This is a genomic window from Sphingomonas sp. FARSPH, from assembly GCF_003355005.1.
Lineage (GTDB): Bacteria > Pseudomonadota > Alphaproteobacteria > Sphingomonadales > Sphingomonadaceae > Sphingomonas.
The window spans coordinates 2,994,854-3,010,462 of sequence record NZ_CP029985.1; the positions used below are offsets into that span (position 1 = coordinate 2,994,854).

At 66.2% G+C, this 15,609-nt stretch carries 11 protein-coding genes; 6 read left to right on the plus strand and 5 right to left on the minus strand.

The window, feature by feature from the left end; all coding sequences use genetic code 11:
• Positions 1-158: 158 nt before the first annotated feature.
• A complete protein-coding gene (locus tag DM480_RS14190; protein ID WP_125471545.1) occupies positions 159-1,595 on the plus strand; it encodes a S41 family peptidase in 1,437 nt (478 codons plus the stop codon).
• A 136-nt stretch (positions 1,596-1,731) separates the two neighbouring features.
• Here DM480_RS14190 and DM480_RS14195 read toward each other — a convergent pair whose 3' ends face one another.
• Positions 1,732-3,351: a GGDEF domain-containing protein gene (locus tag DM480_RS14195; RefSeq protein WP_232834020.1), complete on the minus strand. Its 1,620-nt coding sequence runs from the start codon at positions 3,349-3,351 to the stop codon at positions 1,732-1,734.
• A 404-nt stretch (positions 3,352-3,755) separates the two neighbouring features.
• On the opposite strand from DM480_RS14195, the gene DM480_RS14200 reads away from it, so the two are divergent.
• From DM480_RS14200 to DM480_RS14210, 3 genes are all read left to right on the plus strand, one after another.
• Entirely contained in the window at positions 3,756-4,733 is a 978-nt protein-coding gene (locus tag DM480_RS14200) for a potassium channel family protein (protein ID WP_232834021.1), read from the plus strand.
• Entirely contained in the window at positions 4,730-6,190 is a 1,461-nt protein-coding gene (locus tag DM480_RS14205) for a DUF389 domain-containing protein (protein WP_232834022.1), read from the plus strand. Before DM480_RS14200 ends, DM480_RS14205 begins: the two co-directional genes overlap by 4 nt.
• Before the next feature lie 97 nt (positions 6,191-6,287).
• A complete protein-coding gene (locus DM480_RS14210) occupies positions 6,288-7,490 on the plus strand; it encodes a cation:proton antiporter (RefSeq protein ID WP_115380037.1) in 1,203 nt (400 codons plus the stop codon).
• 144 nt (positions 7,491-7,634) lie between these two features.
• Here DM480_RS14210 and DM480_RS14215 read toward each other — a convergent pair whose 3' ends face one another.
• Genes DM480_RS14215 through DM480_RS14230 form a run of 4 tightly spaced genes read right to left on the minus strand, consistent with a single transcriptional unit; the run spans position 7,635 to position 13,195 of the window.
• Complete coding sequence (locus DM480_RS14215) at positions 7,635-11,594, minus strand: Pls/PosA family non-ribosomal peptide synthetase (RefSeq protein WP_115380039.1); 3,960 nt, start codon at positions 11,592-11,594, stop codon at positions 7,635-7,637.
• A complete protein-coding gene (locus tag DM480_RS14220; RefSeq protein ID WP_198665849.1) occupies positions 11,591-12,250 on the minus strand; it encodes a 4'-phosphopantetheinyl transferase family protein in 660 nt (219 codons plus the stop codon). The genes DM480_RS14215 and DM480_RS14220 overlap by 4 nt, the downstream gene beginning before the upstream one ends.
• Before the next feature lie 60 nt (positions 12,251-12,310).
• Complete coding sequence (locus tag DM480_RS14225) at positions 12,311-12,631, minus strand: hypothetical protein (protein WP_115380043.1); 321 nt, start codon at positions 12,629-12,631, stop codon at positions 12,311-12,313.
• Positions 12,632-12,667: 36 nt separating this feature from the next.
• A complete protein-coding gene (locus DM480_RS14230) occupies positions 12,668-13,195 on the minus strand; it encodes an OmpA family protein (RefSeq protein ID WP_115380045.1) in 528 nt (175 codons plus the stop codon).
• 101 nt (positions 13,196-13,296) lie between these two features.
• On the opposite strand from DM480_RS14230, the gene DM480_RS14235 reads away from it, so the two are divergent.
• On the plus strand, positions 13,297-14,886 hold the full coding sequence (locus DM480_RS14235; RefSeq protein ID WP_115380047.1) for a sensor histidine kinase: 1,590 nt from the start codon (positions 13,297-13,299) through the stop codon (positions 14,884-14,886).
• A complete protein-coding gene (locus DM480_RS14240; RefSeq protein ID WP_232834023.1) occupies positions 14,883-15,560 on the plus strand; it encodes a response regulator in 678 nt (225 codons plus the stop codon). The genes DM480_RS14235 and DM480_RS14240 overlap by 4 nt, the downstream gene beginning before the upstream one ends.
• The last annotated feature ends 49 nt before the right edge of the window (positions 15,561-15,609 follow it).

Consider the following 15,609-nt stretch of genomic DNA (forward strand, 5'->3'; position numbering starts at 1 on the left):
ATATGGGCGGAAGCGTACATCCAGCGGGCGGCCTGAGCGGATGCCTCTGTTACTGACGCTTGACCACATGCGTAATCGCTGGTTACCGGTGCTCTCGGCGCTCAGGACGATCAACACCGAGCAGGGTGGAAGACGTACGCGCTCTCTGGGAGGCGGGTTTGGGCGGCATGTTTGGAGGTCTTTTTGCGCTGGTGGCGGTCGCGACGACTGCGCCAGACTATGCTGGGCGCTTACGCGCGGACGCGGCCGCCTTTCGCGCCGAGGTGACCGACTCTCATCCCGGCCTCGTCAACGCTCGTGACACCCAGTTTCGCAGCCGGCTTGACGCTGCCTACGCGCAGGCATTGCGCCGCGCGCGAACGACGAGAACCTATGCGCAATACAGCTGGGCACTCTCTGAACTGACCTCGGCGTTCGACGACGGGCACCTCGGGATCATGCCGGACCCAAAGGCTGACGCTGACTATCCCTGGGCTTTTTCATGGCCCGGGTTCGTGACGGAACTCGCCGCCGACGGGCACAGGGTCTCGGCGTCCGAAGAGGGCGGAGTCTCAGCGGGTGCGCTGCTGGTCGGCTGCGACGGTAGGAGCGTCGACCGCTTGGCCGCAGACCGGATCGGGCGGTTCATGGGAAGCTGGAGCCTCGCCAGCCAGCGCCGTGCGCAGGCGGCGACGCTGTTCCTGCCCCCCGACAACCCATGGCTCGGCACCATCCGGCGGTGCACCTTCGAGCAAGGAGGCGTCCGCCGGACCGTGACTCTTCATTGGCGGCCAATCGAAGCGGCCAAGCGCAAGCAGCTGCTTGCCCGGTCGCGCGAACGCTTTCACGCGCCCGTGGCGCTGGAGCGACTGGCTGACGGGACCGTCTGGGTCGGTCTGGGGTCGTTCGACAGCGACGCCACGTCCCCCGACGGACGCGCGCTTGACACGCTGGTGGGCCGGATCGACGCAGACGCGGGCGAACTACGGACGGCTCCTCGCGTCGTGTTCGACTTGCGCGGCAACAATGGTGGTTCGTCCGCATGGATCAACCGATTGGCTTCATCGCTCTGGAGCAAGCCTTTTGTCGACGCCAGACGACCCGACGGCGGCTACGCCGAATGGCGGGTCTCGCCGGGTAATATCGAGCGGATGCAAACCTATCAGACGCAGGCGGCCGCTCGACGAGAGATCGATCCCAATTTCTACAACTGGGCGACCAGGACGCTCGGCGGAATGGAGGGGGCGTTGCGCGATCACCAGGCATTGTGGACCGAGCCGCACGGATCGCGGGCGCCCCGCCCGGTGGCGCCGCCCAATCCGGTGGCGAGCAAGGTGTTCGTGCTGACCGACTACGCCTGCGCGTCGGCATGCCTCGACGCAGTTGATCTGCTCACCGCGCTCGGCGGCGTACAGGTTGGGCAGGATACCAACGCGGACACCGATTACATGGAGATCCGCGAGCGCAAGCTCGCCGATGGTACCGTCATATGGGTGCCCATGAAAGTCTATCGCGACCGCCCACGCGGCTCCAACGTTCCTGCCGTTGCTCAACACGCCTGGGATGGCCGGATGGCCGACACCGCTGGGCTTCAGCGATGGATCGCAACACTCTGAGCGAGGAGGCCGGCAGTCCGTGAACGTCCGCTATTGGGCGTGAGTGGAACGTCCGCTTCGACCGACGTGCCAAACTACGCGGACGGCCGGTCTTGGGGTAAGCGGACGTCCACAAAGCCTGAGCGGCATTCAGGGGTTACGACGCCAATCGAACTGCGTTGCGTCCCGCCGCCTTCGCTGCGTAGAGCGCCTGATCCGCTCGATGAGCGAGATCGGCAAAGCTCTCGGATGGACGGGCAGCGGCAACGCCGACGCTCAGGCTAAGCATTGTTACTGCCGTCTCATCAAAGGCGAGCGGCTCGCGCCGGGCGGCGGCGCCGATGCGTTGCCCGATAACGTGCGCTTGATCGAGGTCGCTGCCGGGCAGGAGGATCATGAACTCGTCGCCGCCAAGGCGTCCGATCACATCATTTGAGCGAACCTGCGCCGTGAGGATATGTGCTAAGTGGCACAGCGCGCGGTCTCCTGCCTGATGCCCCCAGCGATCGTTGATCGATTTGAAATGATCAAGATCGACGGCGATCACGCTGAGCTGCTGCGTTTCGTCCCGGCGGTGGAATTGGTGCCCAACTACCAGATCAAAGCCCGCGCGGTTGAACAAACCGGTCAGCGGGTCGGTGATCGCCTTCTCCATCATTTCCTTGTCGTGTTCGGCAAGCGCCGCGGTAATACGCGCGCGCTTCGTCACCTCGGCGGCGACCGGCAGCGCAGTAAGGAGAAGGATGGCGAGGAACGCTTGAAAAAGGTGCGCCTGTCCTACTGGGCCCTCGGCGAGCATTGCGATTGGTCCTCGAGTATACATTGTCGCAATCCCGCCGATAACCGCGACGATGACCACGGCCGCCTTGGTTCCGAGCCGACCGGTGCGGAACGTAGTAAGCATTATGGGCGGAAACAGCAAAAACAACAGTGGGCGATCCGCTACGAAGAAGACCCCATAGGCGACCAGCGCGGTGAACGTCAGCAGTGTGAACGTCTCGAGCCGCAGTCGCCAAGTCTTGCTCCGAAAGCACGCGACGAACTCACCGCGAAAGGTCGCCAGCAAGACTGGGGTGAAGACGAGCAGGCCAAGCCCGTCGCTCAGCGCCCAGATTGAAAACGACGATCCAATAGCCTCGCCGAAAACCAGGAAGGCTGTCGCCGCACCTACCAGCCCGCTCACACATGGCGCGATGACGCCTGCCGTCCCAATAAAGCGCAGCGTCGCCCCGGGGGATTGCAAAAGCCCGTCGATTGTACGCGCGGGACAGATCAGACGCGCAGCAATTGCGACTTCGATGACGTTGGCCGCGGAATAGAGCAGTGGACCGGCGATCGTATCTCGCGTTATCAGGTTGGCAGCAACGTTGGCGATAAAACCGGCGCTCAATATGGTCAGCCAGCGCGGCTTGCCGTCAACGAGCAGCAAGGCAAGGAGAACGGCGTTGGCGGGCCAGATCGTGGCGATGTCGCGACCGTTGCTCGTCAAATGGATCATCGCGGAGGCAGAGACAAAGTAGAGGGAAGCTGCAAGGAGCCAGAGGCGGGTGGCGTCTGCGGCATGAGCTGCAGGACGATTCTGATTGGCCATCAAGGAACGATGGATCCGTTTCGGTTTCAACGCGGTTAAGAGTGCGTCCTTGAGCCGCTCGTATTGATCGCGAGCCTGAATATCTGATTTTGGGCGAGAGCGGTCGCCCTGCTCTCCCGCCGAGACGACCCAGAACCCGTCATTCGAGGTAACTTGACGACGCCCCAACTTCTGCCGCTCGTTCATCTTGCGCTACTGCGTCACGTACAAGGCACGCAGCGGAAGGAGCGCTCGCGATCAGCGTCTCCTCGTCGGTAATCCGAACTACGGATTGATCGAAGGTTGCTACATGTGGCCGTGGCTGCGATACCGGCCTTCGGGTGCGAGCTTCGGTTCGAAGGCGCAGGGTCATCACGTTGGTCGGGCCGCCAGCGCCGATTGCCTGTGACCTGGACCGCATATGTACAATTTGCATGCACTCGCTTTGCTCAAGCGCCTGCCCGCTTTGCTTTCTTACTTCGGAACTCCCGGCGACTTGCCATTCGCATTGCCCCACGCCGAAGCGCGGGTTGACTGCTAGGATTATGCGTGGCCAGGGAAAGGAACGTCATCGTACGGCGACCGCGCCATCGCTACGACGGCGACTTGGGATGCCCATCTGGCTGTCGCTGCTATGGCGCATTGCCCTCGTCTTGGCGCTGATCGGCGTCGCACTGGCGGGCCATTGGCCCGACCGGGGCGGACTGCGCGACAACATCGACGGCCATATCAGCTTTGCCGACGTTCTATACTTTACAATGATTACCATCACGACGGTCGGTTATGGAGACATCGTGCCGGTGACGGAGGGCGCTCGGCTGTTCGACACGTTCGTTGTCACGCCGATCCGTCTATTTGTGTGGCTCATCTTTCTGGGTACCGCCTATGACTTTCTCCTCCGACGCGTCTGGGACCGCTGGCGCATGAAAATGATCCAGCAGCGGCTGAGTGGGCACACGATCGTCACTGGCTTCGGCACGTCCGGCAGTGAGGCAGTCGCGGAGATGATGCGGCGGGGGACTGATCCTGCGACCATCGTTGTTATCGACGAGCACGCGGCGGCGATCGAGGTGGCCGAAGCCTTGGGCGTGAACGTCATGCAAGGCGACGCCAGCCGCAATGCAACGCTCGAGGCGGTTCAGGTCGCTCGCGCCAGGGCAGTGATCGTATCGGCGGGACGAGACGATACATCTATTCTGATCCTCCTCACCGCACGCCGCCTTGCCCCCGGGGTGCCGCTCAGCGTCGTCATTCGATCGGAGGACAATGAACCCCTGGCGCGCCAAGCGGGAGCGACCACGGTGATCAATCCGGCAAGCTTTGCGGGATTGCTGCTGGCAGGCTCGACCTATGGCGAACATTTGGCAGACTACATCGCCGACCTCTCAGCGCATGGCGGGCGCGTGGCGCTGCACGAACGCGACGTCGCGCCGACCGAGTGCGGCAAGCCACTGTCGGCGCTCACCACCGGACTCGGCGTGCGCATCCATCGCGACGGCACCGCCATCGGCTTTTGGGAGAAGGGCGCGGAGCGGCTCGAACCAAGAGATCGCATTGTCGAGATCGTACCGGCGGGCCGACCCTCTTGAACGGCTCAACCGCAACCGGCTCGAGAAATTCGACCAGTCGGCTCGGCCGGATCGCTTTGTATCGCTGGTGGCGTCGATCGATCGTCGACCCGATCGATCATGAGGCGGTGCTTGCCCGCGTTGTGGAAGAGAGCGGCTGGAGCCCGCGCTTTGCCTTCATGACGATGATGTCCGCAGGCATCGCCGTTCTCGGGCTCCTGCTCTCATCGCCGGCGGTGGTGATCGGCGCGATGCTCATCTCGCCGCTTATGAGCCCCATTCTCGGTTTCGGTTTCAGTCTCGCGCTCTTCGACTTCCGCGAGCTGCGTCGGTCGTTGAAGGCGCTGGCGATCGGCGCCGTTGCAGCGGTAGCGTTCACCTCGCTGCTGGTGCTCGTTTCGCCGCTGCAGGCGCCGACGGCCGAAATCGTGGCGCGGACCCGCCCGAACCTGTTCGACCTTGCCGTCGCGCTATTCGCCGCGCTCGCAGGAACGTTCGCCATCATCCGTGGGCGCGGCGACACGATCGTCGGCGTTGCAATCGCCACTGCGCTCATGCCGCCGCTGGCGGTGGTGGGATATGGCATCGCGACCCGCAATGCGCCGGTCGGCCTGGGCGCCTTTGCGCTATTCGTGACGAATTTCATCACCATCGCGTTGTCGGCAACGCTGATGGCGCGTTTCTATGGCTTCGCCCACCATCTGTCGCGGCGGCAGGGTTGGATGCAAACCATCATCCTCACGCTCGTTTTCGTCATGATGGTCATCCCGCTCGGCATTTCCCTCAATCGGATCGGCCGTGAGGCCGTGGCGACGTCGCAGACGCGCTCGTTCCTGTCCGACCGGTTCGGCGCCGAAGCGCGCGTGACCCAATTAGACATCGACTTTACGGCCGAGCCGATCGTGGTTCGCGCGGTCGTAATCACGCCACGGCGCTCCATGCAAAAGACGAGTGCGATACAGACAGCCCTCGCGAAGCAACTCGGCCGGCCGGTCCGGCTGAACCTTGATCAGATTCTGCTCGGCGCCGGTGCCGACGCCCTTGCCGCCCAACGAGAAGAACTGCGGCAGGCCGGTGAAGCAACGAACACCGCGGCGGAAAAGGTCACCGATCTTGCGAACGGCATCGCGCTGATCACCGGCATCACACCCGACGCAGTGACGATCGATCGTGACCACCATCGTGCGGTGGCCGCTGCCGCATTGCTGCCAGGAGCGAGCATCGCCACCTATCGGGCGCTGGAGAAACGGGCCGCGGAGCAGAGCGACGACTGGGACGTCGCCATCATCCCCCCCAGGGTCCCTTGCCAAAAATCGTCTTCCCCAGCGGTGGCGACACGCTCGATGCCGCGGCAAAGGACGCCTTGGTTACCGCTGCCTGGGCCGCTCATCGGTGGAATGTCAGCACGTTGGCGGTGCCGGGTCTGCCCGCCGGTGAGCCACCGACCTCACCTAACCTCCGCCAACGTCGCGCGCTAACCGTCGCCGCGCTGTTGCGACAGCACGGCATCGCCGTGCGGCCCGCCCAGTCGACGGGGAAGCAGTTCGTTTTGACGCCGGTCGCGGAGACTGCCCAATGAATGGTGATATCGGTCTGACCGAACTCGGCACGCTTCTCATCGTGGCTTCGTTGGTGGCAATGATATCACGGCGGATCGGCCTTCCTTACACGGCCGGCCTTGTGCTTGCCGGGATCGGCCTCGCCTATTTGCCAGTCGGTGCCGACCTGCCGCTGTCGCGCGAGTTGATCTTCAATATATTCCTGCCGCCGCTGATCTTCGAGGCGGCAATGCAGCTGCGATGGTCTCGCTTCAAGGCGGAGATGCCACTGACCGTCGTACTCGCCTTTCTTGGCGTGGCGATCAGCGCCGGCGTCGTCGCGGGCGGCATGCACGTGCTGCTCGGCTGGAGCCTGCTCGGCGCGGCCTTCTTCGGGGTGCTGATCGCAGCGACAGATCCCGTATCGGTCATCGCCGCGTTCAAGGAGATGAAGGCAGAGCCGCGGCTCAGCATGGTGGTGGAGTCAGAAAGCCTGCTCAACGACGGCGTCGCAGCAGTGGGGTTCGCGATCCTTGTCGGTATCGCCAATGGTGATGGGCTAACCGCGTCGGGGGCCTCGCTCGCGCTGCTTTGGACCGTAGCGGGTGGGCTCGTTATCGGTGCGGCGATCGGCTTCCTCGTGCTGACCGTCGCTGGCCGGACAACGGATCATCTCGTCGAGGTGACGCTGACGACCGTGGTCGCCTGGGGTTCGTTCCTGCTTGCCGAGCATATCCACGCATCGGGCGTGTTCGCGGCACTGGCGGCAGGGCTGATCGTGGGCAATATCGGGCCGCGCGGTTCGATCTCGGTTGCCGGTCGACAGCATGTCCAAGACTTCTGGGCCTATGCCGCCTTTCTTGCCAATTCGTGCCTATTCCTCCTGATCGGCAGCCACGAGGCGCACCAGCCGATCGCATTTGTCTCCATGCCGCTGGTCATCGCCATTGTCCTGACGCTGGTCGGCCGTGCTGCCGCGGTCTACCCGCTCGCACTGCCATTCGCGCAGTCGAAACTGCGGCTCCCCGCCACTTACCAGCATGTCTTGGTATGGGGCGGACTGCGCGGGGCAGTGGGATTGGCGCTGGCGTTGGCCGTGCCAGCGAGCGTCGCCGAGCGCGGACAGATCGTCATTATCACCTTCGGCGTCGTCGCCTTCTCGATTTTCGCGCAAGGACTGACGATGCCTCGGCTGTTGCGTCGTTGGAAGCTGACCGGCGCAGACGATGCGGAGCATTGATCAGGAACCGCAGGATGGAGACCCCTCGATCAAAACAACGATGAGGCCAAGCTGCGTTCTCCACGTGCGAGATCAATGTCGGGTGGGGTTCGGCCAAGTCGACGTGCTGCCTATCCCATCTCCGGCCGAACCGTTCGGCTCCCCTCACGACGCGTAGAACGTCTGGCGGGCCGGCGCGCCTTCGAAGCTAGAGGAGGAAGGAATTTCCTCTCCTTTCATGACGAGGGTCAAAGGCCCCAAGCGAGCGTCGTCGCCGAGAGCCGTGTCGTAGAGGACGGTAGAGCCCGCGCCGATGACGACGCCATTGCCGACGCGGATGTAACCCACCTTCATCAGCCGGTCCTCGTAGAGGTGGGTCTGCAGGACCGCATGGTTGTTGAGGACCGCGTCGTCGCCGATCACGACGCAGTCGAACTCGGTGATGTCGGCGCTATCGAGATAGGCGCCTCTGCCCGTCCTGACGCCGAAGAGCCGTAGCGCGACCGGGAGGAAGGGCGTGCCCCGCAGAAGATCCAGCAGCGCCTTGCCGGCCATGGCCCAATACATGACAGCCACGGCCTCGGTGCGGAGCGCCCACCAGCTCCACATCGGCCGCACCGTCGGTCGGTAGCGTCCCATAAGCAGCCACTTATAGGCGGCACCTACCGCCAGCTGAACGAGTGAGATGAGCGTGCTGGCGAGCACGCAGATCCAGAGGGCCTTGCCCCAGTTCTGACGATCGAAGACCGGTGCGAGCACCTCCATGACGATGGTGACGAGCGTGATGAACAGCGCGGTCGGCAACGTGATGTTGAACGCCTCGAACGCCGCACGGCCGATCTTGCGCCGCAGCGGCGGATCGAACGTCTCGCGGACATCGTGATCGAAGCGCTGGCGCGTCGGCAGGCCGAGCGCCGGGGAGCCGAACCAGGTCTCGCCCGCCCCGATGTCTTTTCCGGCGGGGGGCTTGGACTTCACGCCGACCAGCGCGCCCGTTCCGATATGGATGCCCTGCGGGATGACCGCCTCGTTGCCGACGAACACCTGATCGCCCGTCTCGGTGCGTTCGAGCTCCAGCCAGCCACGGCGGAGATGGTCGTCGGCGAACACGACGTCGTCGGCGATGAAGTTGCCGGCGCCGAGGCGGATGAGCTCGTATCGACCGGCGAAGCTCGTCGATATCTCCGTGCCCTTGCCGATCCGGCAGCCCATCAGGCGATACCAGCCGCGCATGTAGAGCGTGGCGAACAGCGAGGAGAGCGTGTCGAGCGCGGCGTCCACCATCAGTCCGACGCCCCAGCGGCGGAGATAGAACAGGCCGGACACCGGGTAGCGGCCGGGTCGCACCCTCGGAAGCACGACCCACCGGATAGCGACGATCAGGACCATGGTGATGGCGATCAGCCCCGCCCCGGCGGAGAGCGCCAGAATGGGCATATACCAGAGATAGGAGACGCCGATGACCGGGTGCACGAATCCGTCCAGCCATTCCATCAGCCTGAAGGCGGGGACTATCGGAAGGATTGCGATGGCCGGCAGAACGAGCAGCATCGCCAGATAGGCGAGGCCGCGAGCGCCGCGCCCCAGAGTCGTTTGCACGGGCGGAGGCGCCAGGTCTTCCGGCTTCGCCTCGCCGACCTTTCCAGCCGGGGCGCCGTCCCATATCTCGCCGTCCGGAACGGTTGTGCCGGCGCGAAGCGCCGTCAGGTCAGCAAGTTCGGAAGCGCGGCCGACCAGCACGTCGCCTTCGATCGCGCAGGAGGAGCCCACCGCGACGTCCGCACCTAGGCGGACGCGGCCGACCACCATGTGGGTGCCGTCGATGCGGGCGTTGGCGAAGACGGTCTTGCTTCCCACACTCGCGTGGTCGCCGAACTCCAGAAGGTCGATCGCTCCCGCGTCGAAGTCAGACAGGAGAACGTCGCGTCCGACCTTCGCCCCGAGCGCCCTTAGGTAGAGCGGTAGGATCGGCGAGTTCTGCATCCACTTCATGTGGACGAGCGACAGAACGCGCTGAACCAGCCACACCCGAAAGTAGTAGGCGCCCCACAAGGGGTAGCGCCCCGGCTTCGTCCGACCGACAATCAGCCACTTCGTTGCGATCGCGAACAGCGCCAGCGCGAGGTTGATGCCTGCGTAGGCGAAGAACACCTGAAGCAGATCGGTGACGATGGCGGCATTGTCGCTGTCGATTAACGTGTAGCTGATGAAGATCGCAAGCCAGGGCGCGGCTTGCATCGTCAGGAGGAGCGGCATCACGGCAAGCTGCGCGAGACCGCAGAGATAACGTCGACCTGCAGGGGCGCGCTCCGGTGGAGCGGGCGGCGCTACGGAACCAACCGCGGCGCTCTCGTCGACCAGCTGGGCGATGCGCCGCAGCGTCCGGACCTGATAGATCTGGTTGAGCGAGAGCCCCTCGATGCCGCCCCGCCGGGCGGCGGACACGAATTGCGCGGCGAGAAGCGAATGTCCGCCGAGATCCAGGAAGAAGTCGGCGTCCAGCGCGACCGGCTGGCCGGAGAAAAGCGGTGCCGCGAGTTCCAGCAGCCTCCTCTCCGTGTCCGTCCCGTCCACATCCTCCATGGCGCCGACGTCGACCCCGGGCAGCGGCCGGTCGGAGAGCGCGGCGCGGTTGACCTTTCCCGAGGCGGCCAGGCGGGGAAGCGTATCGATCGCGATAATAACCGCCGGGATCATGTAGGGCGGCAGTTGCTCGGCAAGCATTGCCTTCCAAGCCGCCACGTTCGCTGCGGCACCCGGCTCGAGCAGCACGTATCCGACCAGCTGATCGTTTGCGGAAGCGCGGCTGACGACGACCGCCGCCTGCGTGACGCCCTCGGCTCGGGCCAGCCGCTCCTCGACCTCGCCGAGCTCGATGCGGAAGCCACGGATCTTGACCTGGTCGTCGATCCGGCCGCGGAAGAGGAGATCGCCTTCCGCCGTCATCTCGACCGCGTCGCCGGTGCGATACAGCACCGGGTCGTGCCCCGTTCCCTCGTGGCGCGGGTTCGGCACGAACTTCTCCCGCGTAAGATCCGGCCGCCCTACGTACCCCAGCGCGACCCCCGGACCTCCGATGAGCAGCTCGCCCTGGCAGCCTCTCGGGACGGGGCGCAGCGCATCGTCGACGACGTGGACCGAGACGTTGGCGAGCGGGCGTCCGATGGTCACCGCCCGACCGGGCTCGAGGTCGGTGGCGGTGGCGACGACGGTCGCCTCGGAGGGTCCGTAGCTGTTGACAAGCCGCCGACCGGGCGTCGCGAAGCGGCGGACGATCGCCTCGGGGCACGCTTCGCCACCGACGATGATCAGCCGCACGCCGTCGAGGTCTTCCTCGATCATCCCGAGCAGCGTCGGGACGACGTCCATGGCCGTGACGCCCCGCTCCCGGGCCAGGGCCGCGAGGCGTTCCGGATCGGCCAGGACGTCCGCCGGACAGACCTCCAGCCGGGCGCCGACGTGCAGCGGCAGCCAGATTTCCTCCAGCGACAGGTCGAACGCGATCGATCCGGCCTGCAGCATCGCGTCCTTCTCGTCGAGGCCGTAGGCGAGCGCGGCTGATCGGAGGAAGTGGCAGATGCTGCGGTTGGCGACGAGGATGCCCTTGGGCCGGCCCGTCGAACCCGACGTGTAGATGACGTAGGCAGGATCGTCGGGACGAGCGGAGGGCAGGAACGGCTCGGGCGCTTCATCCGCCAGTGCCTCGTATTCGAAGACCAGCGTGTCCGTTGGAAGACGAGCGCTCCACCGCTGCGGCAGGAGGATGCCGAGCGCTCCCACGTCGGCGAGGCATTCCCGGATCCTCTCCGGCGGAACGTCGGCGTCGAAGGGCAGCCACGCTGCGCCCGTCCTCGCGATCGCGATCTGCGCGATCAGCACGTCGCGGCCGCGCGGTATCCACAGCCCGACGAATGCGCCGGGGCCCGCACCGCGGCGCCGCAGCGCGCCCGCGAGCCGAGCGGTCGCTTCGTCGAGCTCGCGATAGGTCAGCGCGCCCCGCGCGTCGGAGATCGCGGGCCGGCTCGAGTGCGCCGCCACGCTCGCGCCGAACAGGTCGGCGAGGGTCTCGTCGCGGATGAGGTCCGGCCGTGCGGGGCCGAAGGCGACGCTCTCGCTGCCCGTCACGACGCGACCTGCGTGCCGGACGTCGCGGCGTCGCCCGGTTGCAACGGGCGGGCGATCGCCGCGACGAGAGCCGCATCCATGCGCACGATGTCCACCCTTGCCGCCGGAACACCGTCGGCCGACACCTCGAGGCAGTGGGTGAAACGCACGCGCCAGTCCTCCGGCGCGACCTCGACCCGGTCGGCCAGCTTGGCCGCCGCCTCCTTCGCGGCCCAGACCACGACGTCCGGTCTCGCGAGCGACGGCATGACCAGGGCCACGGCGTGCTTCTCGGCTTGGGGCGCGACGAGCTCGTCCAGCTCCCCCTCAGCGGGGCCGAGATCAACCACATCGAGGCCGAGGGCATCCTCGAGGCCGATCGCGAGCCAGGCGTCGCCATCAACGTAGCTGAGGCTGAAGGCCGGACCGCCGCGAAGGTAGGGCTTGCCGGTGCGCGTCCTGCGGAGCGTCACGTCGGCCGTTGGGCGCCGCAGCACCTGCGAAAGGGCGAGCCGCATCGCGCCATGAGCATGGGCGTAGCGCCGCCGGTCGCAGTGCCTGACGAATGTATTCAGCCGTCGTCGTTCCCACTCTTCTGCGAAGTCGTGGAACACGCTGGTTGCCTCGTCGGCATCGACGTGTGCGAGCGGAATGAGCATGAGGGGCGTGGTCTGCAAGATGGTGTCCGGATCATGGTCCGTCCGCGGCCGACATGCGACCACCGGACCTGCGATGGTTTAATGGGAGCCGCGGTCCCTCTCGCGACAGTCGCGATAAGGCCCCTCGTCAGCGCCAATCAGAACGGCGCGCTCCTCGTCCTGAGCGAGCGCGACGTCGCCGCTCGCGAAGCGTTCCCCGATCGATGACCGGCGCCGTTCCAGGACATAGATGCTCGACTTCGTCTTCACGGTCGCTTGCGATCCGCTGATCATCGCCTCGAAGCCGATGCCCATCGCGCACTCGTAGCGTCGGATCTCGTCCGAGCTCTCTGCAGGCTCGGAGGCCGCGCACGCGAGGAGCAGCGCCGCCGATGCCGCGACGAAGGGGAGATAGCCCATGCAGGAGTGCCTGCCGCCCGGCGACGACATCGCCCTTCAGCCGTTCGGCGCGACGACGATGGAGACCGCGCGGCGGTTGCGTCCCCAAGACATCTCGTCGGAACCAAGGGCCTCGGGCCGCTCCTTCCCGAAGGAGATCATGGTGATTCTGGCCGGGGCGATGCCCTGCCCGATCAGGAAGTCGGCGGCTGCCTTGACGCGGCGGTCGCCGAGCGCGATGTTGTATTCGCGGGTGCCGCGCTCGTCGCAGTGGCCCTCGATCGTGAACGAGACGCCCGGGTGGGCACGGAGCCACCCGGCCTGTCGAAGCAGTGTCGATCGCGACGCCTCGTCGAGCGAGGAGGAGTCGAGTGCGAAGAACACGCGATCGCTTCCCGCCTCTCGCGCGAGGTCGACCTGAAGCCGCGCACTGACATCCTGCGCGCCGCCCTCCCCCTGATCGCCGACGTTCTGGCTGCCGTCGTTCTGCAGCGGCGGCATGGCGCCCGAGGGAACCCGCTTGTGGGCGCATCCCGCGACCAGAACCGCTCCCAGCATCACCGCCGTCCGCACCGCATACCGCATGGCCGTCCTTCTCCTCGGGCACGGCGTAGAGGCGATCGGAGCATGGGTGTTACTATAGGTTTTATATGCATGGACCCCGCTTTTCACGGGCCTAGAAGGGAGTGGCGGACGGGGCGTGGGGCGTCAGCTCTACCCTCGATCGCACCATCACCGCTGCGGCGGGCGCGCCAAGCTCCCCCGTCAACCTGCCCGTCGCAGCGGACCAGCGGGACGGTGCCAAGACGGTGAAGGATGACGAATATCTGATGGCGGCGGCCGAAGGCGGTCCCGTCCCCTTCAGCGTTCGCGACTACGCCCTCAGCGCCGGCCTCACCGTCTTCGCGTGCCTCGTCGCGAACCTGGTCGCCGACGCCTACGGCGAAGTCGCCGCCGCCCTGATCCTCGTGCTCGGCATCGTCGTTACTGGCGCGGTCGGCGGCCTCGTATGCGCGCTCGTCGCTTCGGCCGCCTCGTTCCTCGTCTTCAACTTCCTCATCGCCGAGCCGGTGCTAACCTTGCGTCTCGCCAACGGGCGGGACGTGACCCCGCTCGTCGTGTTCAGCCTTGTCGGCATTCTGTCCGGCGTGCTCGCCGGCCGGCTGCGCGACCAGACGGCCGCCGCGCGTGCCAGCAACATGCGTCTCGGCCAGCTGCTCGCCTTCAGCCGCGCGCTGCAGTCCGCCGCTTCCGCCGAGGACGTCGCGGCCACCCTCAGCAATGTCGCCGAGCGGACGCTGGGCGTGCGTGCGGAACTCCGGAGCGCCGGCGGAGGCGATCGGCCAGGTAACCCGCCTGAGCCGCGTCCCGAGGCATCTGGCGGAGCGGCGGACGCGACACGCCTGACGCTCGAGGGAACCTCGGGCGGGCTCGGAGAGATCGTCCTGGATGGCGATGCTGCTTCCAAGCTGGGGAAGAGCCTCACCGAGGCGCTCGCTCGGCTCGTCACGCTGGCCTTGGAACGCGCCGCGCTCGCCGAACGGGTCGCGGAGCGGGAGGCGGACTTCAAGGCGGAAGGGCTGCGCACGGCGCTGCTCTCCTCTGTGAGCCACGACTTCCGAACGCCCCTGACGACGATCAGCGCCTCGGCCTCGAGCTTGCTCGACTACGGCGACCGCCTCGACCGCGAGACTTCGGCGATGCTGTTGAAGGGGATCGTCGACGAATGCGAGCGGCTGAACCGCTACACGGCCAACCTGCTCGAGATGAGCCGGCTGGAGGCCGGCCAGGGAATGGTCGGTGCGCAGGCGCTCGGCGTCGCGGAGATGATCGCGGTCGCGGTGCAGCGAATCAGGTCGCGCTCTGGCGAGCGCGTCATCCGGGTGGACGCGGCGCAGGACGGAGCACTCGTCAACGCCAACGCCGCCTTGTTCGAGCTCGTGCTGGTCAACGTGCTCGAGAACTCGGTCTCCTACAGCGACGACGGGACGCAGATCGTCGTATCAAGCGACGCCTCGGACAAGACGTGCCGTGTCCGCGTCGCCGATCAGGGCTGGGGCATACCGGAGGCCGAGCTCGGCCGCGTCTTCGGCCGCTTCCATCGCGTGCCGCACTCCGACCGCGCTGCTCGCGGCAGCGGGCTTGGCCTCGCTATCGCGAAGGGCTTCGTGGAGGCGATGGGCGGTTCGATCGAGGCAAGGACCCCCGGGATCGGCGACCGGGGGACCGAGATCGTCATCGAGCTGCCGAGAGTGACGAAGGGACCGGAAGCGTGATCAGCCTGCTGCTCGTAGATGACGAACCTGCCCTCATCGCGGTCCTGGAACCGGTACTCTCCGCCGCCGGCTATGCCGTGACGACCGCCGCAAGCGCCGCCGCCGCGATCCGGGCGTTGGAGGACCGGGAGCCGGACGCGATCCTCCTCGACCTCGGGCTTCCCGACAGGGACGGCCACAGCGTTATCGGCGAGGTGCGGTCGCGCAGCGACGTGCCCATCATCGTCATCTCGGCGCGGCATCAGGAGACCGAGAAGATCGCGGCGTTGGACGGCGGTGCCGACGACTACGTCAACAAGCCTTTCGAGATCGGCGAGCTGACGGCGCGTATCCGTGCGGCGACGCGCCGTCACGCGAACCAGACGGCGCGCGCCGGCCGGTTTGCTGGCGGTCCGCTGGTCATCGACTTCCGCACGAGGACCGTGACGCTCGAGGGCGACCCGGTGAAGATGTCGCCCAAGGAGTTCGAGATCCTAAAGGCACTGGCGCTCAGCGCGGGCCAGGTGGTGACCCATCGCAAGCTGCTCGCCGCGGGCTGGGGCGACGAGAAGGGGGACGGCCAGTATCTGCGCGTCTACATCGGCCTCCTGCGTCAGAAGCTCGAGGCCGAGCCGAGCGAGCCGAAGCTCATCCTGACCGAACCGGGCGTCGGCTATCGCCTGGCGGTCTCGTGATCGCGGCCGCGCGGACCTACCGGCTGCAGATGCCTGGCGACGCCAGCCG

What these genes read in the sequence shown, in the direction of transcription:
- DM480_RS14195 (WP_232834020.1), bottom strand. Translation starts at nt 3,351, where the DNA reads ATGAACGAGCGGCAGAAGTTGGGGCGTCGTCAAGTTACCTCGAATGAC.
- DM480_RS14200 (WP_232834021.1), top strand. Translation starts at nt 3,756, where the DNA reads ATGCCCATCTGGCTGTCGCTGCTATGGCGCATTGCCCTCGTCTTGGCG.
- DM480_RS14210 (WP_115380037.1), top strand. Translation starts at nt 6,288, where the DNA reads ATGAATGGTGATATCGGTCTGACCGAACTCGGCACGCTTCTCATCGTG.
- DM480_RS14225 (WP_115380043.1), bottom strand. Translation starts at nt 12,631, where the DNA reads ATGGGCTATCTCCCCTTCGTCGCGGCATCGGCGGCGCTGCTCCTCGCG.
- DM480_RS14230 (WP_115380045.1), bottom strand. Translation starts at nt 13,195, where the DNA reads ATGCGGTATGCGGTGCGGACGGCGGTGATGCTGGGAGCGGTTCTGGTC.